Source organism: Desulfosporosinus sp. Sb-LF (assembly GCF_004766055.1).
GTDB lineage: Bacteria > Bacillota > Desulfitobacteriia > Desulfitobacteriales > Desulfitobacteriaceae > Desulfosporosinus.
Genome location: NZ_SPQR01000003.1, coordinates 1 through 26601, shown reverse-complemented (window position 1 = coordinate 26601; position 26601 = coordinate 1). Strand labels below are relative to the sequence as shown.

Here is a 26601-nt window from a genome sequence, read left to right as displayed (position 1 = left end):
AAAGAGGGGGAACAAGTTGAGTAGGGTGAGTTCATTTCAACCCATTGTAGATGAACGTTCACGTGTTTTAATCCTGGGGTCAATGCCGGGGATAGAATCCCTGAGATTACAACAATATTATGCGAATCCCAGAAATCAATTCTGGAAGTTAATTTATTCCCTATTTGACTTGGAACCCTGCGAGGCATACGAAGAGCGGGTGTCATTTATCAAAGGTAAGCAAATTGCCCTATGGGATGTTATCGAAAATTGCTATAGAGAAGGTAGTCTGGATTCAAACATTCGGGAAGAGAAAGTAAATGACTTTAGTGGTCTGTTTAAGGCCTATCCCGGCATAAAAATAGTTATGTTTAATGGTGGTAAAGCGTACGAAACCTACAAAAAACGGATCGGATTTGGAGCAATACCGAATTTAACGTTTCAGAGGCTTACATCTTCTAGTCCTGCCAATACCAAAAGATATGTAGAAAAGCTCAGGGAGTGGGGTGTTATCGGAGATTTCTTAGATAGGGTCGCTGACTGTTAAACTAAATGGTCGCTGGATTACTTTGGATGAAGGATGAAGGATGAAGGATGGAGGAAAGAGATGAAAGATAAGAAAGATAAGAAAGTTAAGGGAAGCACAAAAAATACTAGGAATAAAATCTTTAAGCCCATAAATATGTTTAAATTAGTCATTGTTGTCGCGGTAGTGATCTTGTCATCGTTTGTTCTTTTTGGTAGCACCACGGGTTTACAAAAGATTCAATTAAACTTGGCTAACCAAATGTTACTAAGTATACTGCTGACTGCTAATGGCATTCAAGGCTTAAAAAATAGCCATAAGCAAAAAAGAGTTATGGCGTATTCATCTCTTGTTGTCGCCGTATTTATACTAGGGTTAACGATTATTACCTTATTGCAAATCTCGAATTTTTCGTGAAAGTAAAGTACAAGAAAACGGAAGAGGCACGCCTCTTCCGTTTGACTATTAAATTCAAATACTTAATATAGAGATACTATTGCTCGCCTGTCATTACAGGAGCCTCAACCGTAACATTTACGGTCTTGAGTGAGCGAAAGCAGCAGAATTATCTTATTGGTTTTTTAAGTGGTCATGTCCCTCGATCCAATCGACAAATTGTTTTGCGGTTCTGGCTGAACGGCCGTTATAACTGAGTGCCCATTGAAGGGCCTTTTTTTGCAGTCTTTCTTGATCAATCTTTAAATTTCTTCTAGCCGCAATCCCTTGGACTATTGCTAGATACTTCTTCTGATCCGGTGAAGAAAACACGATATTTAGGCCGAATCGATCGGCAAGTGAAAGTTTTTCCTGCATGGTGTCCCCAGCGTGCACTTCCTCATCGTGGTTGTTAGACTGCAAGCCAGCTCTCTCATTAAAATATTCCTTGACCAAGTGCCTTCGGTTTGAGGTGGCATAAATTAGAATGTTGGGTGTTTTACTTTCGAGGCCACCCTCAAGTACTGCTTTTAGCGAAGTATAGTTCTCTTCATTATCACCAAAGACTAGGTCATCAATGAAGATAACAAATTTTTGTGTCCTATCTTTCAACTGCCTAATTATCAGCGGGAAATCAGCAAGATAGGCCTTTGGTACCTCCAACATGCGCAACCCTTGCGTATGATATTCAGTGAGTATGGCCTTGACCGTCGATGATTTTCCGGTACCCCGATCTCCATAAAGAAGCACATTGTTAGCAGGAAAGCCCTTCAAAAACTGAAGCGTATTTTCAAGCACTCTTGAACGTTCGTTTTGGTAATCTATAAGTTCGTCTAAGGTGATCGGATCAGGACTATCGATTCCTTTAAGGTAGCCATGCCCATCAGACCGCTCCCAAACAAAGGCTCTATAGCGTGCAAATAGGCCGCAACCGTAGCTTTGGTGGAAATCCTTAAGCTGATCTATGCAGAAATCCCAGCGGTTAGTCAAAAAGTTTTTCTTTAATTGTTTTATATGATCTAGACCGCTAGTAGATTGGCCGTCCAAAACCCAATTAGGAAGTCCTTCGATGATGGCATCAAAGCTTGTGTCCTTAAATTTATACAACTCAGTAATCTCTGTTTTAACCATCGTTGGATTGAGTTGTGAGACGATCTGTAGACACCTAAGATCGTTTGAAACAGAGTTCTCAAAGATTGTATCAGAGTCGTTAATCTTTAAAGTTTGCATCTTGAAAGAAAAAGGATTTTCATCAAAGATTAGCTTGTCCACGATATAGTCAGTTAAAGAAATAGTACCGCTTTTTGCCAGCTCAAAGTAGAAATCATTATAGGAATTGATAACCCTTCTGAACTCGCCGTCTCTATTCTTAACACTTTTATGATCTAGACAAATAAGTAAATCTCTTAACCGACTCAACACCCGGTCCTCCAGAAGGCCTCTATAAATAGAAAGAGAATCTAGTGCCAGAAGAGTGGTCGTAAGTTGGCTATGGTTGCTATGTTTCACAATAATCCCTCCAAAAAGTATCGCCGAATCAATAATCCTCTCAGAAGTATAGCATCCGAGAAATCTTTAGGAAAGATTAAAGCCTAAGAAAACGTATGGCGCGACCTCGGTTGAGCTAGAGTTCCATGATATGGTAAACGGTGATTCGGTAGTGTATAATACGCATAGATAATATCTGTGGTCGTTTCACGTGCTCATCGGAAATAGTAAATACTCGGCCTGAGTATTTTTGGGGGACAAAACATTTGAAAGAGTCAAGAGAACAGTATGAAAAACGAAAGTCGTATTATGCGCGGCGGCTAGAGAAAATCACCAAAACGATTAACCGATTAAGTAATGTAAGACTCGTTACGTTCCTTGCTGGCTGTGGGCTGGCAGTATTTTTATACATGTCTGAAAGATCTACATTGGGTTTGGGTATGGTTATCTTTACGTTGGTTCTTTTTGCTGCCTTAGTCCTTTGGCACCAGAAATTAAGAACTAAGCAAAACTATCTTCGGGTACTTTGTGAAAACCATGATCAAGCCTTGAAGCGTTTAGCGGGAGAATGGAAATCTTTCACGGATAATGGAGAAGACTTTAAAAACCCTGCTCACCCTTATTCAGACGATCTTGACCTTTTTGGTTATGGATCACTTTTTCAATGGATAAATAGCGCCAAGACCTTTAGGGGAAGGGAGAAGTTGAAAGAAACTTTGACCGAGCCCCCAGACGGGATGGAAAGGATACAAAAAAAGCAGGAAGCTATCCAGGAACTTTCAAGAAATCTGGCTTGGCGACAGCGTCTTTTAGCAGAGGCTAGAATGACGAAGCGACCACTGAATTCTCCGAAGCACATTGTTGAGTGGGCGAAGACCTATGACCCAACCTACCTGCGATTGGGAGTGATGATCTCTGCTCGCGCGCTCCCGATCGTCACGAGTACATTTTTGCTTTTTTACCTTCTGACAGCGAGAATTTCCATAATGTTTCCACTGATGGGTCTCCTAATTCAGACGGTTATTGTTTTTGTTGGAAAGCAAAGAGGCAAAGCACTTAATGCCGTTTATACGTACAAAGAAAGTATTAGAGTCTATGAGAAAATGCTTGAACGGTTTGAAAAACGAACCTTTCAATCGGATTACCTACAAGCGCTCAAAAAAGGCTTATATGACCGTGATGGCAAAACAGCATTTGAACAGATTAGAAAGTTATCGTGTTTAGCTGAACTTATAGCCAACAGAGGGAATGCGATGTTTCTGATAATTAATATTCTCACCCTTTGGGATATCCAGTGCATGATCGCTTTGGAATCCTGGAAGGAAAAGTCGGGACGTTCTCTTGGCCGCTGGGTGGACACCATCGCCGAACTTGAAGCCTTAAGCAGTCTGGCAATTATTCACATGGATCACCCAACCTGGGGGTTTCCAGAGATCACTTCGGAAAGTTCAGGAATTGGGGCAGTCAAGATGGGGCACCCGCTCCTAGGGAATTCGGTTTGCAATGATTTAGCCATGGAGAAGGACTCCGGAATATTATTAATTACGGGTTCGAACATGTCTGGAAAAAGCACATTGTTACGGACAGTGGGAATTAATCTTGTTCTGGCGTATGTTGGGGCTCCCGTGTGTGCTCAGCGTTTTAACTGTTCGATGTTGCGAATTTATACCTGTATGCGTGTGAGTGATAACCTCGGAGAAAATATCTCTTCCTTCTATGCAGAATTACTGCGAATTAAACAGATCGTTAGCGCGTCCAAAACAGAAAGCAAGATCTTCTTCCTGCTAGATGAGATTTTTAAAGGGACGAATTCACAAGACCGTCATGCTGGGGCCAAAGTCTTGATTCGGCAACTAAGCAAGGTTGGGGCCATGGGCATGGTATCAACACATGATTTAGAACTAGGGGACCTGGAGCGTGAAAGTAACCGGAGAATCCGCAACTATCATTTCAGGGAGTTTTATAGAAATGACGAAATTCATTTTGACTATAAACTTCGGCCTGGGATTTCAACGACTCGTAATGCAATGTATCTGATCAAAATGGCGGGTATTGATGTGGATGAATGAGCAACTTCAAATGGGCTGAGGAGAGGTTAGTAGAATTGATCGATGACGAACGATGGAAATAGGATGGTGTCTTAGTTAGGCACCATCCTCCGCGTTTTAAGGGTCCTCGTAAATTGATTTGATTCAATAATTTAAGCTATTTCTTTGAAATGGCAACACGCCAGACATCCGGTCCTTCTTCAAGGTAGTCCCAAGTAAAGAGCCCGGCATGTTCTGCAGAAAAAAGATGATAGAGTGGTTTTGGGTCATGATCGTTAATGAGTTCCATTTTTTCACCAGGTTTAAGGTTATTCCACGTTCCGAAAATGGCGGGTTGCTTATCCTTGGGGGCGTACTTGCGCACATCGACTTGGGCTGTAAACTGAGTCATTTTAAGTACCTCCTTGTATTTAAAGTTTCACCAATTCAGGATAGTTTGTCACTATTTCCCTGACATTATTTTGATCATCGAAAGGATTTATTTAAATATACCGTAAAAAATGAAATGCGGCTGTGATTTTAATCATGGTTTTTTAATGAAATGTAGATGACATAATTTGTGTCATCTACATTTCATTTTAATTGCGGCATGTAGTGTAACATAGGGTAGTTATAATAAAATTCAAAGATCCGGAAAAACAAAGTTTCATAATTACATGAAAGGGGTGCTTGTTAAGGTTTCTCATTAACTTATGGGATTTAATATTGGGGTAGAAATTTAGGTCTAATTTATTGAATGTTAAGAGTTATAGAAAAGTATCGTTGGAATATATAGCTTATTGGGGTTGTGGAGGATTGCAAAATGTCTAAGCAGGCTAAACGTTCCATGTCCATTAAAACTCGAATTACACTTATTGCGGGTATGGTGATTATTGTCGTGGTAGCGGCCTTATCTGGAGCAAGCCTATGGAACGCAGAGAAATTTGTCAACACGAGTGAACTTCAAACGGAAAAACTTGTGGAACAGGGAATCAAGGATGAATTCGCTAATCGTCTTGTTCAGGCAAGGTCTTCTGTACTATCCATGACGATGAACCCGGATGTGGCTAAGGCCTTAGCAGAACGAGATCGGGCTACCGTGGCACGTCTTGTACAGCCCGTTTTTAACGAGATAAAGAAAGAAGGCTTTAGCCAACTTCAGTTTCATCTTTCACCAGCGATCTCATTTTACAGAGCTCATTCGCCTAATAAATTTGGGGATGACCTTTCAAAAATCCGGCCTACTGTGGTGACGGCGAATAAAGAAAATAAGATCGTGGAAGGACTGGAAGAAGGGGTTGAAGGATACGGATTTCGAGTTGTAGTGCCAGTCAAGTATCAAGATCAGTGGGTTGGTAGTGCAGAATATGGAATGGACTTTGGTGAAGATTTTTTAAAGGTTTTACAGAAGAAAAATCCCGGAGATTACTATATCTATCTACTTAATCCATCTGCTTCAATGATCAAAAATGTGAAAGAGAATGGTGGGTTACTAGCTGGTACTGGTAAAGATAATTTTGCCGTGCCTGAAAGCACGTTGAAAGTACTAGCCAATGGACAAGCCCAATTTACGGTGAGTGGAGATGGCAGTTCAAATGTTTTACTCATTCCCTTTAAAGACTACCGTGGTGAAGTGAAAGGCTATATTAAGACTATAATCTCGCGGGAAAGGGTAGTACAGGAGCTAAACGCCTTAAAACGTTGGGTCTTGCTTGTTGGATTATTGGTTCTTGTGTTTGGTGTCGTTGCAGGATATTTTGTTTCCTTAACTCTTACCCGCCCGCTGACTCAGTTAACCGAAGATGCGGGGGTCCTTGCGACGGGTAATTTAAAAATTAACATTAAAACGAATTGGTATGGAGAGTTAGGAACTTTAGCGCTTGCTATGAAAAAGATGCTGGAAAACACCAAGGATATTTGTTCTTCAATTAATCAAGCAGTGGGGCAGGTGGAGAGTTCTGCGAAGGAAATTTCGGCGGCTGTCGATTTAACGTCCAAAGGGACAGACCAAGTGGCCGAAAGTGTTAACCAGGTGGCTACTGGTGCTCAAACAATTGCCTATCGTACGAGTGAGATGAATTTGCAAAGTGAAGGTATCAATATAAGCGTCCAAAATTTAGCACGACATATCAAGCACATAGCTAGCAGCACCTCTGACGTTGGTGCGCGGACAGTCAATGGGGAAGAAATAATGAAGAATTTGGCGGAGAAAATGCGGATTTTTGTGGTCAAAGTAGAGGAAATTCAGACTGGAAGTCAAATTCTAAAAGATCAAACGGGACAAATCCGTGGGATTACTCAGATCATTACTGGGATTTCCGACCAGACGAATCTCCTTGCCCTTAATGCAGCGATAGAGGCGGCTCGTGCGGGGGAAGTTGGGCGAGGATTTGCTGCCGTGGCCGAAGACGTTCGCAAGTTAGCTGAAGGATCCAGGAAAAGTGCCTCGCAGATCGCGGAGTTGATCGACCAAGTGGCTTTAAATGTAGAAAACTCAGCCCAAGTTTCGGAAGAAGCGGTCGATTTGATCAAAGAACAGTCGGGCATCGGGAATCTGGCATTGGGGCAATTTATGGAGATATCTCATGGGACACAGGCTGTTGCTCATCTGCTGGCGTCGATGGAGGGAGAGGTTAGTGAAATTGTCCAAATGGGGCAGGCAATAACTAGGTCAGTCGCTGAAATTTCGGGTATGTGTCAAGAAGATGCGGCTGCCGCACAGGAAATTGCCGCCTCGACAGAGGAAATGAGTGCAACGGTCAGTACGATTCGCGAAAGTACTCAGCAACTGATTCTATTGATGGAGGAATTGAAGACTCAAAGTATGCGGTTCGTGATTTGAAGTCGTGATTCTAATCAGGTATAATTGCGATATAAACTAATCTTATACCCTCAATGGGATAGTTTGAGGAGGAAAATTATGCAATCTGTAACAGTTAGACAAATTTTCAGAGAGACAGACCGGTTTCTCAATCAAAAAGTAGAAATCTCTGGATGGGTTCGTACAGTTCGCTCATCCAAAGCGTTTGGCTTTATTGAAGTCAATGACGGTAGTTTTTTCGAAAACATTCAAATAGTTTTTGAAGAGAGTCTTGCGAATTTCTCGGAGATTGGAAAGCTCACAATCAGTTCTGGACTACGAATACAGGGCGAGCTTGTATCCACTCCTGGGGCGAAGCAACCGTTCGAATTGAAAGCGGAACATATCGAGGTTCTCTCACTATCTGCGGCCGATTATCCACTTCAGAAGAAACGACATACGTTTGAGTATTTACGAACGATTGCACATTTGCGCCCTAGAACAAATACCTTCGCAGCCGTTTTCCGAGTGCGTTCTGTAGTTGCCTATGCCATTCATAAGTTTTTTCAAGAAAAAGGGTACGTCTATGTGCATACACCAATTATCACAGGGAGTGACGCTGAGGGTGCAGGAGAGATGTTTAGGGTGACCGCCCTGGATATGGCTAAACCTCCTCATGACGAAACGGGCAGTATTGATTTTTCTAAAGACTTCTTTGGACGAGTTGCGAGCTTAACGGTCAGTGGCCAGCTCAATGTTGAAACGTACTGCATGGCTTTTCGTAATGTCTATACGTTTGGACCAACATTTCGAGCGGAAAATTCGAATACGGCGAGACATGCAGCTGAGTTTTGGATGATTGAGCCGGAGATCGCTTTTGCCGATCTTCTAGACGACATGAACTTGGCCGAAGAAATGATGAAATTCATCATTCAATATGCCCTTGACAATGCACCTGAGGAAATGGCGTTTTTTAATAGCTTTGTCGATAAGACGTTGTTTGATCGACTGGAAAATATCCTGAACTCTGATTTTGGGCATATTACTTACACTGAAGCCGTAGAAATGCTGGAGAAGGAAAATGCTAATTTTGAATATCCAGTGCATTGGGGTACAGATCTTCAAACCGAGCATGAACGCTATCTGACAGAAAAGATTTTCAAAAAACCTGTCTTCGTCTCAGATTATCCGAAAGGAATTAAGGCGTTCTATATGCGGCTTAACGAGGACAACAAGACTGTTGCTGCTATGGATCTGCTCGTTCCCGGGGTTGGAGAGATTATTGGGGGAAGCCAACGGGAAGAACGTCTTGATGTACTGCAAAGTCGTATGGAGGAATCTGGTCTGAACGCAGAAGACTACGGGTGGTATCTTGACCTTCGAAGGTATGGTGGTGTGAAACATGCCGGGTATGGACTTGGTTTTGAACGTGTTATTATGTATTTGACGGGAATGTCAAATATCCGTGATGTGATCTCTTTCCCCAGAACCGCCAATAGTTGTGAGTTTTAGTTAAAGCAGATTTCTAACTGAATCATAGGTAAGTGGTCTAATTACAGAATGTTTAGGTGAGAATCGGCGGGGTTCTTAAATGAGCAGATTTACCAGGTACATCTGCTCATTACTTATTGATGAGAAATGGAAATTACCCACATAAGATGGGGCGAAAATGGCCTTGTTTTTTGAATTTCAAAAGAATTTCTCAGGAGACTAAGACTTAAGGGTGGTCGATTAAATAAAAGCCACCGCGAAGCGGTTAGGCCAACAAAGTATTTGATAAGGTTAATGGAGAATAGGATGTCTCCATTAACCTTATTTATATTGCTTAGGCGTTATTGTTAAGGTAGATCTTGCCATTTGAGTTCCGATTTTCACTCCAACTGTCATTATTCAGGTAGTTATTACATATTTCTGTGCCTGTTTTTCTCCTTCGATTCAATTTTAGAAGAGGAGACCTAGTGTGACTCAGATTATTTATAAAAATACTGTTATAATACTTCATAATGAGGGTTGTCCTATTGCGGTCACCATGTTTAGGTATAGGTATTAATTATTGTGATATCTTAATCACAAAGGCGACCGTGTGCAAAAGTAGGACGTACTGTATGTTATAATATGTACAAGAAGTGAGGTGAAGTGGTTTAATGTATCGGTTGGACGATTTGAATCCAATACAGCGTGAGGCTGCTGAGCATAAAGAAGGGCCGCTTCTAATTCTTGCAGGTGCGGGGTCTGGGAAGACACGAGTGCTCACCTATAGAATTGCCCATTTAATTGCTCAGGGAATAGAACCCAGTGAGATTTTAGCGATCACATTTACGAATAAAGCGGCGAAAGAGATGCGGGAACGAGTGGCAACCTTACTTGGCAGTGAGGGGTATGGACTATGGGTCACTACATTTCACTCAGCCTGCGTCCGTATACTGAGGCGTGAAATTGATAATTTGCCAGGCTATACGAAGAACTTCGTCATTTATGATACAGGGGATCAACAGTCATTACTCAAAGCATGCTTAAAAGAACACAATTATGATGAAAAAAAATTCCCAGTGCGCAGTGTGGCAGCCGTCATTAGTGACGCCAAGAACAAACTTCAAGATCCTGAAGAGTTTTCCTATAAGGCATCGGATTATTTTCAGCAAAAAGTTGTTGATATTTATCGTTCTTATCAGAAACGACTTAAGAGTAACAATGCCCTTGATTTTGATGATATTATCATGCTCACAGTTCAGCTCTTTCAGCAAAGTGACCAAGTCTATCGGTACTATCAAGATAAATTCCGCTATATTATGGTGGATGAGTACCAAGATACGAACCATGCTCAGTATATGTTGGTGAAACTCCTAGCTAGTAAATATCGAAATCTCTGCGTCGTTGGAGATGATGACCAGTCAGTCTATGGATGGCGCGGGGCGGATATCCAAAATATCCTCGACTTTGAGCGGGATTATCCTGAAGCTAAGGTTATCAAACTCGAACAAAATTACCGTTCTACTCAAAAGATCCTTAATGCCGCTAATGCAGTAGTCAGAAATAACGAATCGCGTAAAGAGAAGTCGCTCTGGACAGAAAACTCGGAGGGGCAGTCAGTCATCTGTTATGTAGGGGCTGATGAGCGAGATGAGGCTGGCTATGTCGTCGAACGAATTCAACGTTTGCACGAGCTAGAAGGACGCCCCTTTAATGATTTTGCCATCCTTTATCGGACAAATGCACAGTCGAGGGCTCTCGAGGAGCGTCTCATGAAAGCAGCTACGCCGTATCGCGTTTTTTCAGGGCTGAAATTTTATCAGCGCTTGGAAATCAAAGACATCTTAGCCTATTTAAGAGTCTTATATAATCCTTCTGATCAAGTGAGCTTTGCCCGTGTGCTTAATGTGCCCAAACGCGCCCTTGGGGACAGCACCCTGGAGAAAATTTTAGAATATGCAAATGAACAAGGTATGCCGGTGTTGGACGCCATTCTTGAGGCTGAATATATTCCGGAATTGTCGACACGAGCTAAGAAACCATTAATAGGCTTTGCCCACATGATGCAGGGTTTGGTGGGTTATGCACGAGAGGCAAATGTATCTGATCTGGTGGAAGAGATTTTGAACAAAACTGGGTACAAAGCAATTCTTCAGGCGGAAAATACACCTGAAGCGGAGACTCGACTGGAAAACCTGTTGGAGTTTCTATCCGTAACTGCTGAGTACGATGCCAAAGCGGCTCAAGCTGCTCAAAATGCGTCAAACGATGGGGCTGAAGCGGATGAGATTGTCCCGGGATTAAGCGGATTCTTAGAACAGGTTTCCTTGGTCGCCGATATTGATGAATTGGACCAAGCGGAAGAAGCCGTGGCTTTAATGACGATGCATAGCGCGAAGGGCTTAGAATTCCCGGTCGTTTTTGTGGTAGGTATGGAAGATGGGATTTTTCCCAGTAGCCGTTCATTCATGGAGCCGATTGTTTTAGAGGAAGAACGCCGGCTTTGTTATGTCGCGATTACTCGGGCGAGGGAGAAGCTTTACCTGTGTAATACGGAAATGCGGATGCTTTATGGCAAGACGCAATACAATCAGCCTTCTCGCTTTTTAAAAGAGATTCCGTCGGAATTAATGACGGATATCGATCCACTTGATCCGCCAAAACGTCGTCCTAATACTTCGCCCAAACCGATCCGACAGAGGAATACCACGTCAGATCGTTCGATTCCCTTGGGTGCTGGTTCTTGGGAAAAAGGTTTTGGAAGTACTCTTGTTAGTAAAGGGGGTGAGGCACATCAACTAGGAGAAAAGGTTGAACATGCGACGTTTGGTCGAGGGGTTATTGTCTCCGTTAGAGGAGAAGGAGATCTTGCAGAACTGACGATTGTTTTTGATGGCGGAATTGGAATTAAAAAACTCCTGGCTGAATATGCCAAGCTAACGAAATTGTAATTTTATTAGTTTCACGTACAGTTTAAAAATTGAGGAAGAGAAAGGTTTAGGTGTTGATTATGTCAGATAAAATTTATGTTGTTGGTCACAAAAGCCCAGATACAGATTCAGTTTGCTCAGCGATTGCTTTAGCTCGTTTAAAAGAACTTACGGGGACGGCCAATGTAGTTCCTTGTTCCGCTGGAAAACTCAATAAAGAGACTGAGTATGTACTCAACTACTATGGAGTTGCTATTCCTGAAGTGTTGGAGTCCGTTGAAGCTAAACAAAAATTGATTCTCGTCGACCACAATGAATATGGCCAAGCAGTTGCTGGTGCAGATCAAGCTCAGCTCGTACAAATTGTAGACCACCACAAAGTGGGCGGATTTCAAACATCTGAACCCCTTTATGTTCGTATTGAGCCTGTTGGTTCCACATGTACCATTGTAGCCCAAGCTTACAAAGAAAGCGGATTAGTTCCGGAAAAAGCTATGGCCGGAATTTTACTCGCTGCGATTCTTTCCGATACAGTCATCTTCAAATCCCCAACCTGCACAGAGTTGGATAAAACGATCGCTGCTGAACTTGCAGCAATTGCTGGAGTAGATCCAAAGACCTTTGGAATCGACATGTTCAAAGCATCTTCCAACATTGCAGATCGTACTCCTCAAAGCATGATTGAAGAAGACCTCAAAGCCTTCACCATGGGACCTCATAAAATCGGTGTTGGACAAGTAAGCTTGATGGGTATGGATGGTTTTGAAGACGTTCGGGCAAACTTAACAGCAGCGATTGAGGCACATCGTGTGGACCAAGGAATGCGTTATCTTTGCTTGATGATCACCGACATTTTAACAGACACCACAGAACTGATCGTTAAAGGGGATAACCCAGAGGAAGTGGCTAAAGCCTTCGGCAAAGAAATTGTCAATGGAAGCGTTGATCTACCAGGCGTTCTTTCCCGTAAAAAGCAAGTCGTACCACAAATGACGACATATTTCCAAGCTTAATTTTTCGTACCTAGTCATGAACTACGAGTTAATAAGTAGTATCGAGGGAATCATAGTATTGATAATTCAATGACTTTGAAGTCTGAGCACTTGTTAATGGATAAATCTCATGAGCTTAGGAGAGACGGAGATCGGAGGGATTTCAGTGCAGGATGAATTAGAGCGTATTGCAACGCTCCGGAAGGAACTAGAAGACGCTAATAAGCAGTATTATGGGCTTGACCAGCCACGCATCACGGATACGGAATACGATGCTTTAATGCGTGAGCTTCTGGACTTGGAAGCCAAGCATCCAAACTGGGTTACTCCGGATTCTCCGACTCAACGCGTTGGGGGAGAGGTAGCCAAAGAGTACACGAAAGTACGGCATTTGGAACCTCTCCTTAGTTTGGATAATGCGTTTGACCCGAGCGACTTACGAGAGTTTGATCGACGTGTACGTCAGATTGCCCCCTTAGTAGATTATGTTGTTGAACTTAAAATTGATGGTTTAACAGTCGCCCTAACCTACGAGGATGGGCTTATGGTTCGTGGAGCAACCCGGGGAGATGGTGTAGTGGGAGAAGATATCACTGCCAATGTCAGAACGGTGGGGTCAATTCCTCTGCGCTTGAACAAGGCGGTTCCGAAGTTTAGTGTGCGGGGAGAAGGGTATATGCCCAAAGCTTCCTTTGCCCGTTTGAATCAAGAACGTGAAGAAGAAGGGCAATCCACGTTTGCCAATCCCCGTAATGCAGCAGCTGGGTCATTACGTCAGCTCAATTCACGAATCACGGCCGAGCGCAAACTCGACTACTTTGCCTATCAAGTTTTATCAGCGAAAGAATTGGGATTACATAACCAAACAGAAGTCCTTACTTACTTACAAAAGCAGGGGTTTGTCGTAAACCCAGAGTATAAGGTGTTTAGCGATATTGAAGAGGTTATTATTTATTGTGAAGCAATGGCCTCAGAGCGTCATCATTTTCTGTATGATATTGATGGTCTAGTGATTAAAGTGAATGAATTTGACCTTCAACAGGAACTCGGCTTTACCGCCAAAAGTCCCCGCTGGGCGATTTCTTATAAATTCCCGGCGGAGCAGGTTGAAACGGTTGTTGAAGATATTGTCATCCGAGTGGGGCGTACAGGTGTTTTGACGCCTACCGCTGTCCTGAAAGCAGTTTCCGTGGCAGGATCCACTGTAAGTCGTGCCACACTCCATAATCTGGATAACATCAGGGAGAAGGATATCCGTATCGGAGATCATGTGCTCCTACATAAGGCTGGGGATGTGATTCCGGAGGTTGTCCGAGTCTTACTCGAAAAGCGCATCGGCGAGGAAAAACTTTTTGAAATGCCGGATCTTTGTCCAGAATGCGGGAGTCCGGTTTCGCGCGAAGAAGGGGAAGCCGCCTATCGCTGTCAAAGTATCATTTGCCCTGCCCAACAACGTGAGGGGATTATCCATTTCGTCTCTCGGGACGCTATGGCGATTGACGGATTAGGACCTGCGGTTGTTCAACAACTTCTTGATGTGGGCCTAATCAACGATGCTGCCGACCTTTATTCTTTGACGTTCGATGATTTAACCCCTGTCGAACGGATGGGTAAAAAATCAGCGGAGAATTTGCTGAAGGCAATCCAAGATAGCAAAGAGCGAGGGCTGGCTCCGTTGATTTTCGCCTTAGGAATCCGTCATACTGGAGAAAAAGCGGGAAAAATTTTGGCTCAGACGTTTGGTTCAATGGAAGAACTCCAAGAGGCAAACCTTGAGGATTTGCAAGCAATTCCGGATGTTGGACCCGCGATGGCGGAAAGTCTTGTCCAATTTTTCAGGCTGGAAAGTACCGAGCGCTTCCTAGTAAAGTTGTGTGAAGCGGGTGTGAACATGACAGCGGAAAAATCTTCAAAGCCGCAAATTTTCGCAGGAAAAAGCATCGTCGTAACAGGTTCCCTAGAGCGCTGGGAGCGGCGAGAGATCGAAACACTCATCGAGGAGTATGGTGGGAAAGCGGCAAGCAGTGTCAGCAAGAAGACGGCTTTCGTAGTTGCTGGAGAGAAAGCCGGATCAAAGCTGGCGAAAGCGCAGGGTCTGGGAGTTCCTATTTTGACGGAAGAGGAATTTGAACAGTTGATTAAGTCTTAATTACTTAAAAAAGCCGGTTTCTCCATTATGTAGAGAAACCGGCTTTTCAGTAATTAAGTTCTGTTTTAAGGCTGCTGGGCTTGCAATTTGATTAGCTCATCCAACCTCTGTAATAGTCCATTATCAAGTGCAATTTTAAGCTTAAAAAAGCCGTAAAGTACTTACCCAGCCTGCACTGCTCTTTTTCGTAAAATATTGCCCCGTTCTCCCAGATTTGTTATGATAGAGGATAAAGCAACAAACTATCCAAAGGAAGGTGAATAAGTTGACAATTTCACGTGAAGACGTTGAATACGTGGCGGCCTTGGCGCGTCTTGAGTTAACCGAACAGGAAACTCAAGAGTATACAGAGCAACTTAACTCCATTTTAGGCTATGCGGCCATGTTGGAGAAATTAGACACGGACGATGTGGCGCCTACAGCTCATGCCGTTCCCCTACATAATGTATTGCGCGAGGACCAAGTTGGGCCTTCGATCAATCAGGAAAAAGCACTGCGCAATGCACCAGATGCCGATGAAGGCTTTTTCAGGGTGCCGAAAATAAGTCTGACTTAGAAAGGAGACTAATGCGACAATGGGTACAGAAAAATCGGTCAGTGAGCTACATGAACTGCTGGTTCACAAAGACTTAAGCTCCACAGAGTTGACGAGAGCTTACATAGAACGAATTCACTCAGTTGATCCGGAGTTACAAGCGTATTTAACAGTCTTAGAGGATCAGGCTTTAACCCAAGCGGCCGAGGTTGACTATAAAATTGCTCAGGGTGAAGTAGTAGGAGCCTTAGAGGGAATTCCAATGGCCTTGAAGGATAACATGTGCACCGAAGGGATCCGCACAAGCTGCGCTTCAAAGATGTTGGAAAACTTTGTTCCTCCATATAATGCCACAGTTACAGACCGTTTACGGGCTGCAGGTACGATTCTACTCGGTAAATTAAATATGGATGAGTTTGCTATGGGTTCCTCAACCGAGAATTCCTATTTTGCAAAGACTAGAAATCCTTGGGACTTGGAGTGTGTCCCAGGAGGGTCTTCCGGAGGTTCAGCTGTAGCGGTAGCAGCGGACGAAGCAGCATTTACCTTGGGCTCAGACACGGGGGGATCCATTCGTCAACCAGCCGCTTTCTGTGGAGTGGTGGGAATGAAGCCAACTTACGGCGCAGTCTCCCGGTTTGGACTTGTCGCTTTTGCGTCTTCGCTGGATCAAATTGGTCCATTGACCAAGACCGTGAGGGACAATGCCTTGGTGATGAATGCTATTGCCGGATATGATCCCTTGGACTCAACGTCAGTTCCGTCTGAGAAGTCGGATTACACTAAGTTTCTTGTCAATAACATCAAAGGCTTAAAGATTGGGATACCCCGTGAGTATTTTGGAGAAGGGATTGATCCCGACGTTGCGAGTGTGATTCAAGCGGGTATTCAGACGTTGATCGATCTAGGTGCAGAAGTAGGGGAATGTTCTTTACCCCATACGGAGTATGCTATACCTGCTTATTATCTAATTGCGACGGCTGAAGCCAGTTCGAACCTTGCTCGTTACGATGGCGTGCGCTATGGATATCGGGCAGAGGCCGCCGATGTGTTAGGTATGTTCAAAACAACTCGGGCGGAGGGATTTGGGCAAGAAGTGAAGCGAAGGATTATGCTCGGAACCTACGCCTTAAGTTCGGGGTATTATGATGCTTATTATTTAAAAGCACAAAAAGTCAGAACTCTTATTAAGCAGGATTTTGAGAAGGCATTTGAAAAGTTTGATGTTTTGCTCTCCCCGACGGCCCCGACTTCAGCGTTTAAATTTGGGGAAAAATCAGCGAACCCTCTGGCCATGTACCTATCAGATATCACGACCGTCCCAATTAATTTAGCGGGTATTCCAGCTATTTCTATTCCAGCTGGATTTGTTAAGGGTTTGCCAATCGGAATGCAGTTAATGGGTAAAGCGTTTGATGAAGGGACATTGTATCGAACAGCTTATACATTCGAGCAAAATACAAATTATCACACGTTAAAACCGAATCTTTCAGGGGAGGTGCTTGCGCGTGGTAGTCGCTGATAAATACGAAATGGTTTGTGGTTTGGAAGTTCACGTTGAACTCCAAACTAAGACGAAGATTTTCTGTGGATGTACCACAGAGTTTGGGGGAGAACAGAACACGCATGTTTGCCCGGTATGTCTAGGTATGCCTGGGACTCTCCCGGTTCTTAACCGCGAAGTTGTCAATTATGCTATAAAAGCGGGCTTAGCGTTGAACTGTGAGATTGCTGAGTTTTCCAAGTTTGACCGTAAAAATTACTTTTACCCCGACTTAACTAAAAACTACCAAACTTCTCAATTTGATTTGCCTATCTGTGGTAAGGGTGGTTTGGAGATTGAGGTGGACGGGGAGAAGAAGTGGATCGGGATCACTCGGGCTCACATGGAAGAAGATGCTGGAAAGCTCGTGCATAGTGGAGAGACCATCACAACCTCGAACGAGTCTTCTGTAGACTATAACCGCGCAGGGGTGCCATTACTAGAAATCGTTTCAGAACCTGATCTGCGTTCAATTTCCGAAGTTCTCGCTTATCTCGAGCAATTAGTTCAGATTCTAGAGTACACGGAAGTTTCAGACTGTCGGTTGGAACAAGGCTCGGTGCGATTTGATGTCAATGTTTCGCTTCGACCGATCGGAGCGACAACGCTGGGAACCCGAACAGAAACAAAAAACTTAAATTCCTTTAGCTCAGTTCGTAGGTGTATGGAGTATGAAGTAGCGCGGCAAGCACGAGTACTAAATGCAGGAGAAAGCGTAGTACAGGAGACACGCACTTGGGATGAGGGCAAGGGGATAACGCTAACTCTTCGCTCCAAAGAAGAAGCGCATGATTATCGGTATTTTCCAGAGCCAGACCTGGCCCCTTTGGTGATTGATAGAGAATGGGTGGAGAAAATTCGTAAAACTCTCCCCGAGCTTCCTTCGGCGCGTCGTGTCCGGCTACAGGCCCTTGGGCTGTCAGCATATGATGCTTCTGTTATCACGCAAGGAAAAGCCATGGCGAATTTCTTCGATGAGGCATTATCTTACTATGGAGACGCCAAGACGTTGGCAAACTGGGTCATGGGGGAAGTCACACGTCTAATTAATACAAATCAGTCTAGTATGGATGATTCTCCAATTTCGGCCAAACAATTGGCGGAGCTCCTCGATCTCATAGATAAAGGAACCATCAGTGGCAAGATTGCCAAAAGTGTGCTGGAAGAAATGTATAGCACGGGTAAAGAGGCTAAGCTCATTGTGAAGGAAAAGGGACTTTCTCAGATAAGCGATGAAGGCGCACTTCAAGGGATAATTGACGGCGTAATTTCCGCTAATTCTCAATCCGTGGAGGACTACCGAGCGGGGAAAGATCGAGCTATTGGGTTCCTTGTCGGGCAGATCATGAAAGCTACCAAGGGACAGGCGAATCCGGGTCTAGTCAATCAGTTACTAAAGGAAAAATTGTCGTAATTTTTTAAAGTCTCTCTGAAAGGGGAGGCTCCCTTTTATTCTTTGTTTACTCGAGATAACGAGGGTTTTGCCTAATAAGTATACAGTATAAGGTAATTGGCATCCTTCTAACTTAAGGTGGATTGTGCTACTATAGAAAGTAATTGTAAGTCAAATCTATATAATAAATTTCGAGTCAAAGAAGAGGGGTGTGTCTGATTGAGACATTTAACAATTGTGGATACCACGTTACGCGACGGAGAACAAACGGCGGGGGTTGTTTTCTCGAATCAAGAAAAAATGCGCATTGCTCGTTTGCTTGATGAGCTTGGCGTTCAACAAATTGAAGCTGGCGTTGCTGTCATGGGTGGAGATGAACAAAAGGCCATCAGTGATATTGTGAAATTGGATTTAAAAGCGAGTATTATGGGTTGGAATCGAGCGGTAATCTCGGATATTGAATCGTCCTTAGCTTGCGGTGTGGATGCGGTAGCAATTTCTATTTCTACTTCAGATATTCATATAGAGCATAAACTTATGACCACTCGTGAGGATGTTTTAGAGCGGATGATTAAGGCAACCGCCTTTGCAAAACGCGAAGGAATGTATATTTCCGTCAATGCAGAAGATGCTTCCCGATCCGACATGGATTTCCTTGTGCAATTTGCGAAAGAAGCTAAAAAAGCGGGTGCGGATCGTTTGCGATATTGTGATACCGTAGGCATCTTGGATCCTTTCACAACGTATGATCGTATTAAAATGCTGATTGAAAAAACGAATATAGACGTTGAAATGCATACGCATGATGATTTTGGCATGGCAACGGCCAATGCGCTAGCTGGAGTAAAGGCTGGTGCATCCCATGTGGGAGTCACGGTGAATGGCTTGGGAGAACGAGCTGGTAATGCAGCATTAGAAGAGGTCGTCATGGCCTTAAAACACTTACTTGATACAGATTTGAGCTTTGCCACGGAGCGCTTTGTTGAGGTTTCTGAATATGTTGCACGGGCCTCAGGTCGTATGCTCCCCCCCTGGAAATCGATTGTGGGAAGTAATATGTTTGCGCATGAATCCGGGATTCACGCTGATGGAGCCTTGAAAAATCCTAAAACATATGAAGCATTCAGCCCTGAGGATGTAGGGCTCGAACGCCAGATTGTGATTGGAAAACACTCGGGGACGGCCTCTATCAAAGCAAAGTTTCTCCTAGAATATGGCAAAGAGATGACAAACGAGGACGCCGAGGAAATGTTGGCACGGGTAAGAGCATTGGCTGTCGATATGAAGCGTTCACTCTTTGACAAGGAACTGGTTTACATTTATGGAGATATGTTAAAGCAACGGAGCTTGTAAAAAACCAAGAAACTTAAAAGGCGGCAATGAGCTGCCTTTTTCTATGAAAAGGAGCACAAATTCAATGTCTATTAAGATAACCTTGATTCCGGGGGATGGAATCGGCCCAGAAGTTAGTAGGGCTACCCAGAAAGTCATTACAGCTAGTCGAGCCCCGATAGAGTGGGAAGTGGTTGAAGCAGGGGAAGCCTGTATTGCTCGGGATGGAACTCCTTTGCCGGAGTATGTTCTAGAAACCATTCGTCGGAATAAGGTGGCACTTAAAGGACCCATCACGACCCCGGTTGGGAAGGGTTTTCGCAGTGTCAATGTTTCATTGCGCCAGCAATTACAACTTTATGCAAATGTACGGCATTTGCGAAACCTGCCGAACGTTGAATCCCGCTATCAAGGTGTAGATATAGTAGTTGTTCGGGAGAATACGGAGGATCTCTATGCCGGAGTCGAGCACATGGTCGGGCATGATGCAGCTGAAAGCATCAAGGTTATTACTCGCGAAGCATCGGAGCGCATAGGGCGCTATGCCTTTGATCTGGCCCGTCGGGAGGGGCGTAAGAGGGTTACGATTGTTCATAAAGCTAATATTATGAAATTGAGTGACGGTCTTTTCTTGGAAAGTGTGCGATCCGTGGCACGAGATTATCCGGAAATTAAGTGCGACGATCTGATTGTCGATGCTCTTTGTATGAATTTGGTTCAAGTCCCGGAGCAATTTGATGTATTAGTTTTACCTAATCTTTATGGGGATATTGTTTCGGACCTTGTCGCTGGCTTGGTAGGTGGCTTGGGCGTGGCCCCAGGGGCAAATATCGGGGAAATGGGTGCTGTGTTTGAGGCTGTCCATGGTAGTGCTCCGCAGATCGCAGGCAAGAATCTCGCAAATCCACTAGCGATGATTCTCTCTGGCGTAGAAATGCTTAAATATTTGGGATTTCTGGAAGAAGCCAAGCGGGTTGAGAAAGGCATCGAGCAAGTACTGGGTCAAAGAGATTATATAACCCCGGATTTGGGTGGGAAGGCCGGTACTCAAGAGATGGCTTCTGCTATCATAGAAGCGATGATCTAATAATGCGCCAACCTTATCCTCAAATAATAGTCAAAAGATTATAACCACGTATGATCTCCTAAAATAGAGGGGTGTGCTTTAAGCACACCCCTCTATTTTAGCTGATATTTTCTCACTTAAAGTTCCTATGGATTAAAATAAATACAATGAAGGTTAGAAATATTCATAGAATTACCGTCATAGATCGTTTGAGGTATTTAGCGTGTCTACATTTTGGGACATGTATCCGTTTGTCGACACCTACGAAAGCTGGATATTGCAAGTGGTTTTGAGTTATCTAGTTCCGAATGTAGACTTTTGTAGACAGTGATAGAAGCGGCATTGTTTAGGAATTTGATGAGGCAAGAGTCCTTGAACCCTAATATATAAGCAATCTGAAGATTGAAAACTAGGAAAAGATCCATTGGCACATAAATTGCAAGACAATTCAGTCAGATTAGTTGGCGGCTAATTATTAGGTAAGTTATCTCTGAACAGCAAAAGGGGGGTTGAAGCTTAACGACAAAATAGATCAGAAAGGGTTGGAGAAGAAAGAACTCTTCATTTTGAATAATATAAATAATTTTAAAAATAAATTTCAGTTTTATTTAATAAAACATAGTTTTAAATTTTAAAAATTTAATTGTATCTGCTTTAGATACAATTATGGAGAAGTAACAAGGGGGATGTATAAATGTTGAAGGATGAGTATCTTAAAAAGTGTGTTACTGCCGATGAAGCTGTAAAAGTTGTTCGTAGTGATGATTGGGTTGAGTTTGCTTGGGCCGCAAGTATGCCCGCTTTATTAGATCAAGCTTTGGCACGGCGTAAAGACGAACTTCATAATGTGAATTTGCGCGGAGGCGTGATTTTGACACCTATAGCTTGCATGGAAGCTGATACAACTGGAGAACATTTTATTTGGAATAGCTGGCATATGGGCGGACGTGAAAGAAAAATGGCCCAAGCCGGTTTGGCTTATTATATTCCCCTTAAATATTCTGAACTACCTCGTTACTTACGTGAGGACCTACAAACAGATGTTGTGGCTATTCAGGTTGCCCCTATGGACGAACATGGATTTTTTAGCTTTGGGGCTACGGTTTCTCACTATGCAGCAGCAATCGAGAAGGCGCGTGCCGTCATAGTTGAGGTTAATGACGATATGCCGAGAGTCCACGGGGGCTATGACCATACAGTCCATATTTCAAAAGTAGATTATGTTGTTGAAGCAGGGCACAAAGGTCTTCCACAATTACCTTCGGCATCTGCTTCTGAAATCGACAAACAAATTGCCTCCTATGTCTTACCTGAAATTAAGGATGGGGCATGTATTCAGTTGGGAATTGGCGGAATGCCAAATGCCCTAGGACAGATGATTGCTACATCGGATCTAAAGGATCTGGGGATTCATACCGAGATGCTGGTTGACGGATTTGTGGATATGGTAGAAGCAGGTAAAGTAACTGGGATGAACAAACAATTAGATAGGGGTAGGATCGTTTTTGCCTTTGCAGCAGGAACCCAAAAGTTGTATGATTTCATGCGGGATAACCCGTCATTGGCAGGGTACCCAGTGGATTACACCAATCATCCGTTTATTGCTTCTCAAAATAACCAATTGATTTCCATCAACAGTGCTTTGGAAATTGATTTGACAGGTCAGGTATGTTCTGAGTCGGCAGGAACGAGTATGATTAGTGGTGCAGGAGGGCAGCTTGACTTTGTGGAAGCCTCTTATAATTCAAAGGGTGGAAAAAGCTTTATCTGCTTACCCTCCACCTATAAGGATAAACAAGGGCAACTTCATTCCCGCATTAAAGGTATTATGACGCATGGCGCAGCAATTACAGACACACGACCAACCGTTCAGTTTGTAGTTACTGAGTTTGGTAAGGTTAATCTTAAAGGCTTGTCTACTTGGCAACGTGCAGAAGCCTTGATTTCAATTGCTCACCCTGATTTCAGGGAAGAATTAATCGAAGAGGCCAAGAAACAGAAGATTTGGCGTCGTAAGGCATAATAGATTCATGACTAGATAGGTTTGATCTCAATACTTACTCCAGTACGAGTGAGGTAAGAAGGGTGTCTCTAAATTTAGAGCCCCTTCTTTTGCATTTTGTAGACAATGGTTGATTTAACGGTTAGAATTGGAAACGGAAGGAAATTAAATAAATACTGAGGATGTATGAGATGGCTAAGAAAAAGGTTGGTCTTCTTATTCCGCCAAGACGACCTGTTTGGAACATTTGGCAAGGCCTGTTATTGATTGCACTAGTGACGTTAATCGAATTTCCGCTCGGATGGTTGGAAACTCCGAAAGACTTGGATTCTGTGCGTGGGATTCTCTATTTTTTCGGAGTTGGATTAGGGGATGCACTGATCTACTTTGGTTTAATATGGATATTTCTACGCCTTATTCATCGACCATTTTCCGACCTGGGATTTGTCAAGCCGCCTAAGCGCTATGTTATGTTGGGGTTTGTAACAGGAGTCTTATTATTTGTGGGTGTTGGCTTTTTAGGAAATTTATTAACTCGTTTACTAGGAACTCCTGCCCCACAGAGTTTTGCGCTAGCAGTAAAAGGGGTAAACTATACTTGGGAATTTGGTTTTCTTACGGTATTAGGGGGAGTCATTGCCCCGATTAAGGAAGAGATGCTTTTTCGTGGTTTAATTTACCCTCCTCTTCGTCAAGCCTTTGGCAGGGGAAGAGGAATGTTGCTGACAGGTGTTTTTTTTGCAACGCTTCATTTTGATATAGTTCGCTTCTTACCATTATTTATTGGGGGAGTCATACTTTCGTGGCTGTATGAGCGTTCGTCAACGATTTGGCCAGCAATTATTGCCCATGGAACTTGGAATGGTTTAATGGCCATTGCGTTATGGATACAGCGGTACTAAAAATGAGTAAAAGGTAATTGGTGCTAATGAAGGAGTTTTATTATGAACGATAAAAAGTTAGAACTTGAATGTCTTCGGCTTATCTCAGATGGTTCAGGGATAGGGTATATAAATGGCATCGCGACGTTTGTCACGGGTCTTTTGCCAGGAGAAACAGGTGTAGTTGCTGTCTATGAAGCAAAAAAGAAGTGGCAACGGGCGCGACTTCAGAGTATTATCAAGAGTTCCCCAGAACGTATTATCCCCCCTTGCACCGTTTTTTCAGGGTGTGGAGGTTGCCAATTACAACATATGACTTATGAAGAAACTCTTATTTGGAAGCAACGCTGGGTTGAAGATGCCCTCTCGAGAATCGGAAAGCTAAAGGTAACTGTCAAACCAACGATTGGAATGGAGCATCCTTGGCGCTATCGCAATAAGGCACGGTTGCATCGCGAGTCGACAGGGAAATTAGGGTATTTCAAAGAAAGATCTAAGACTCTTATCCACTTTGAAGATTGCCTTCTCATAAGTGAACGCATGAATCGCTGGATTCGATTAACTGAGGAGTTTTTAACGAAGGGTTACCCCGAGATACACACTTTGACCTTTCGTGAAAACGATAAGGGCGAAGGGCTCTTATTGCTCGAGGGGGTTCCGACCAAGGCTCTTTCCGAAGAGGAGAATCCAGATCTTTTTGAGGCTCTCTCCAGAGAAGGACTACGATCAGTTTGGGGAAGTGATTCTGAAGGAAATTTAGTCCTAATATGGGGAGAAGAAATGTTTAATCAAACTATTCTCGATATGCCCTTCGATGTATCACCTTTGTCGTTTTTGCAAGTGAATTCAAAGCAAACGGATGTCCTCTATGCACATGTTTTGGCTGAAGCTGCTCTGACCAGAGCAGAAACTGTTTGGGATCTTTACTCGGGTATTGGGACGCTAACTTTGGCGTTAGCACGTGAAGCCAAAAAGGTAACAGGTATCGAAGAAAATCCGTATGCAGTCGAGGATGCTATTCAAAACGCAGCCAAAAACAATGCGATCGGCCATGTCGAATTCCTGAAGGGGAAAGTCGAGTCGCGAATGATGAAGATAGAGGAACAGCCAGATGTGGTGGTTTTGGATCCCCCGAGAGCGGGAATGCATCCTGAGGTTGTGAAGCGCTTGCTGGAGCTGAAGCCCCAGCGCATAATCTATGTGTCATGTGATCCGGGAACCTTGGGTAGAGATCTCAGATTGCTCTCACAAGGGGGATACAGGGTTGAAAGTGTGCAGCCTGTGGATATGTTTCCCTGGACACAGCACGTTGAGACGGTAGTATGTCTCAACAGAAAACACAGCTAGGATGGTCTTGTGGTACTGGTTTCAGAGTTCAGGGGGATTGTGTGAGAAACATATTATAGTAGCTTAGATTTGATAGTTTTGAGGTGGGTAGGTTCAAGGGAACATATTCGATATGTAAATGTTTCAAATGTCGTTGGTGATTTAATTCAAACTGCATAAAAGACCAGGTGAATCATAATTTGATCCACCTGGTCTTTTATACAGAACGCCTTTTCCGCATTAGACAAACCCAGGCTCTAGGAGGGTTCGGGCGGTCTGATTCAAAATGACTTGAAACGAGCGAAAGAATTTCGAAGTAGGGTTCCACTGAGTTAACAATATCTCTGGCAGTACGCTGCGGTGGACCAGGATGATCACGTTGTTCATCAGCATTTCCAACAATACTCAGCCATAGACCGTCTTGTTCTAAATGGGCTGATACATTTTCAGCAAATATTTTTCGTTCTTGATCCAAATTAAATACATGAAAACAACCTCTATCAAACACAAAGTCAAATGGTGCGCCTTCAATTTTGTTGTTAAGAAAGTTAATCTCAATAAAAGTACAATTCACATTGGTTTTTGAAGCTTTCTCTAAAGCTTTCTGTGTTGCAATCTCTGAAGCATCAATACCAATAACATTAAAGTTTTTTTGGGCAAGCCATATGGAGTTATTGCCAGTTCCGCATCCGATTTCCAATACATTACAGGGTTTTATGTCCATTGTTGTTACAGTCTGAATAAGGTTGAAATCAGGTTTGCCAATATCCCAAGGAGTATTTCCTGCTTTATATCTTTCCTTAAATTGTTCTTCAATCATCTTGCTTTTACCTCCTACAGCATACAATGTGCTCTTCAGCAGTGCGCAACTTTCAGTGCAACTTCTGGAACAAATTGTAAGCATTTCTTCTATTCATTATTATATATTATTTTAAGTTCTGAGCAATTCCAAAACGAATAAAAATTTCAATTGATTCACTGTCTTGGCTCCGATCTTCTCACCAAGTGTCGCTGAATAGCTTTTGACCAGAAAACCTTCAAGTTATAATTGGGCGGTAATACGGCGTGATCGGTACATGTTGCTTGTTCTCAGTTGTAAAATACGGAAAATTTGGGTTGCTCTAATTGTGATGGAACGACGTGTGAAGGGACCTTTCATGCGCGTTTGGAACGCAAGAAAAGGCTATGATAACATCCGAGTCTTATCTGTAGTTGTAATGGGGTTGTAATTGTTTTCATTACCGTTGGGATTTTTACGCTAGGACTAAAGAGGGGATGAAAGAAATGTGTTGAAGCAAAGGTTTGATGAAATTGTGGAATTGATTACAGCAGGGATTCACTATTGGAAGAGTTTAATGAAGAATTATTTAATGCGTTGGTTGAGAAGATAGAAATTCTCACATCAATGCATTTTGTTTTTGAGTTGAAGAGCGGGATGAGGGTGGAGGAAATAGTGGAGTAATAAACAATTTGTGGTGTGCACCCCGTCAATAGGACAATGAAAAAATAGAACGAAGTTTGCCGAATTGCTACCCGTCTAAAAAGCGGGTAGCAATTCTTTATGCGGCCTTTACGTACTGCATATAGAACTCCATCGGCGTCATAATATACAAGCGGCGCTGTAAACGCCGATAATTATAATAGAAGATGTAATCAGAAATGGCTTGAACAAGGTGCTCCCGGCTGGTGAATTTGTACCCGTAATACTTCTCGCGTTTCAGGATACC

At 43.2% G+C, this 26601-nt stretch carries 20 protein-coding genes; 17 read left to right on the top strand and 3 right to left on the bottom strand.

Annotation, left to right across the window (positions count from 1 at the left end):
* Window positions 1–25: 25 nt before the first annotated feature.
* Both E4K68_RS04880 and E4K68_RS04875 read left to right on the top strand, forming a co-directional pair.
* Window positions 26–526 (top strand): DNA-deoxyinosine glycosylase, encoded by a 501-nt coding sequence (locus tag E4K68_RS04880; RefSeq protein WP_243450280.1) that lies wholly within the window; start codon window positions 26–28, stop codon window positions 524–526.
* Window positions 527–586: 60 nt separating this feature from the next.
* Window positions 587–922, top strand: a complete 336-nt coding sequence (locus E4K68_RS04875; RefSeq protein ID WP_135377707.1) for a hypothetical protein — start codon at window positions 587–589, stop codon at window positions 920–922.
* A 153-nt stretch (window positions 923–1075) separates the two neighbouring features.
* Here the strand turns inward: E4K68_RS04875 and E4K68_RS04870 are convergent, their stop codons facing one another.
* Window positions 1076–2449, bottom strand: coding sequence for an ATP-binding protein (locus tag E4K68_RS04870; RefSeq protein WP_135377705.1), 1374 nt, complete (start codon window positions 2447–2449; stop codon window positions 1076–1078).
* A 245-nt stretch (window positions 2450–2694) separates the two neighbouring features.
* Here E4K68_RS04870 and E4K68_RS04865 point away from each other — a divergent pair, with 245 nt between their 5' ends.
* Window positions 2695–4497 (top strand): MutS family DNA mismatch repair protein, encoded by a 1803-nt coding sequence (locus tag E4K68_RS04865; protein ID WP_135377703.1) that lies wholly within the window; start codon window positions 2695–2697, stop codon window positions 4495–4497.
* Window positions 4498–4633: 136 nt separating this feature from the next.
* On the opposite strand, the gene E4K68_RS04860 is transcribed toward E4K68_RS04865, so the two are convergent.
* Window positions 4634–4867, bottom strand: coding sequence for a DUF2249 domain-containing protein (locus E4K68_RS04860; RefSeq protein WP_135377701.1), 234 nt, complete (start codon window positions 4865–4867; stop codon window positions 4634–4636).
* 411 nt (window positions 4868–5278) lie between these two features.
* Here E4K68_RS04860 and E4K68_RS04855 point away from each other — a divergent pair, with 411 nt between their 5' ends.
* The 13 genes from E4K68_RS04855 to rlmD all read left to right on the top strand — a co-directional run bounded on the left by E4K68_RS04855 (window position 5279) and on the right by rlmD (window position 24895).
* Window positions 5279–7297 (top strand): methyl-accepting chemotaxis protein, encoded by a 2019-nt coding sequence (locus E4K68_RS04855; RefSeq protein WP_135377699.1) that lies wholly within the window; start codon window positions 5279–5281, stop codon window positions 7295–7297.
* Between the two features lie 78 nt (window positions 7298–7375).
* On the top strand, window positions 7376–8767 hold the full coding sequence (asnS, locus tag E4K68_RS04850) for an asparagine--tRNA ligase (RefSeq protein ID WP_135377697.1): 1392 nt from the start codon (window positions 7376–7378) through the stop codon (window positions 8765–8767).
* Window positions 8768–9399: 632 nt separating this feature from the next.
* Window positions 9400–11676 (top strand): DNA helicase PcrA, encoded by a 2277-nt coding sequence (gene pcrA, locus E4K68_RS04845; protein ID WP_135377695.1) that lies wholly within the window; start codon window positions 9400–9402, stop codon window positions 11674–11676.
* A gap of 59 nt (window positions 11677–11735) precedes the next feature.
* Window positions 11736–12668: a putative manganese-dependent inorganic diphosphatase gene (locus E4K68_RS04840; protein ID WP_135377693.1), complete on the top strand. Its 933-nt coding sequence runs from the start codon at window positions 11736–11738 to the stop codon at window positions 12666–12668.
* A 145-nt stretch (window positions 12669–12813) separates the two neighbouring features.
* Window positions 12814–14796, top strand: a complete 1983-nt coding sequence (ligA, locus tag E4K68_RS04835; protein WP_135378118.1) for an NAD-dependent DNA ligase LigA — start codon at window positions 12814–12816, stop codon at window positions 14794–14796.
* A 265-nt stretch (window positions 14797–15061) separates the two neighbouring features.
* Complete coding sequence (gatC, locus tag E4K68_RS04830) at window positions 15062–15352, top strand: Asp-tRNA(Asn)/Glu-tRNA(Gln) amidotransferase subunit GatC (protein ID WP_135377691.1); 291 nt, start codon at window positions 15062–15064, stop codon at window positions 15350–15352.
* Between the two features lie 19 nt (window positions 15353–15371).
* Window positions 15372–16853, top strand: a complete 1482-nt coding sequence (gene gatA, locus E4K68_RS04825) for an Asp-tRNA(Asn)/Glu-tRNA(Gln) amidotransferase subunit GatA (RefSeq protein ID WP_135377689.1) — start codon at window positions 15372–15374, stop codon at window positions 16851–16853.
* Complete coding sequence (gatB, locus tag E4K68_RS04820; protein WP_135377687.1) at window positions 16840–18288, top strand: Asp-tRNA(Asn)/Glu-tRNA(Gln) amidotransferase subunit GatB; 1449 nt, start codon at window positions 16840–16842, stop codon at window positions 18286–18288. The genes gatA and gatB overlap by 14 nt, the downstream gene beginning before the upstream one ends.
* Before the next feature lie 198 nt (window positions 18289–18486).
* Complete coding sequence (gene nifV / locus E4K68_RS04815) at window positions 18487–19620, top strand: homocitrate synthase (protein WP_135377685.1); 1134 nt, start codon at window positions 18487–18489, stop codon at window positions 19618–19620.
* A gap of 64 nt (window positions 19621–19684) precedes the next feature.
* Window positions 19685–20686: an isocitrate/isopropylmalate dehydrogenase family protein gene (locus tag E4K68_RS04810; protein ID WP_135377683.1), complete on the top strand. Its 1002-nt coding sequence runs from the start codon at window positions 19685–19687 to the stop codon at window positions 20684–20686.
* 673 nt (window positions 20687–21359) lie between these two features.
* Window positions 21360–22688, top strand: coding sequence for an acetyl-CoA hydrolase/transferase C-terminal domain-containing protein (locus tag E4K68_RS04805; RefSeq protein WP_135377681.1), 1329 nt, complete (start codon window positions 21360–21362; stop codon window positions 22686–22688).
* Between the two features lie 170 nt (window positions 22689–22858).
* Window positions 22859–23569, top strand: a complete 711-nt coding sequence (locus E4K68_RS04800) for a type II CAAX endopeptidase family protein (protein WP_135377680.1) — start codon at window positions 22859–22861, stop codon at window positions 23567–23569.
* 42 nt (window positions 23570–23611) lie between these two features.
* Window positions 23612–24895, top strand: coding sequence for a 23S rRNA (uracil(1939)-C(5))-methyltransferase RlmD (gene rlmD / locus E4K68_RS04795; RefSeq protein ID WP_135377678.1), 1284 nt, complete (start codon window positions 23612–23614; stop codon window positions 24893–24895).
* Window positions 24896–25091: 196 nt separating this feature from the next.
* On the opposite strand, the gene E4K68_RS04790 is transcribed toward rlmD, so the two are convergent.
* Complete coding sequence (locus E4K68_RS04790; RefSeq protein ID WP_135377676.1) at window positions 25092–25694, bottom strand: class I SAM-dependent methyltransferase; 603 nt, start codon at window positions 25692–25694, stop codon at window positions 25092–25094.
* 522 nt (window positions 25695–26216) lie between these two features.
* Between E4K68_RS04790 and E4K68_RS04785 the strand changes: the two genes are divergently transcribed.
* The gene (locus E4K68_RS04785) at window positions 26217–26336 is read left to right on the top strand and encodes a recombinase (protein WP_243450266.1); all 120 of its coding nucleotides are present in this window, start codon (window positions 26217–26219) and stop codon (window positions 26334–26336) included.
* The last annotated feature ends 265 nt before the right edge of the window (window positions 26337–26601 follow it).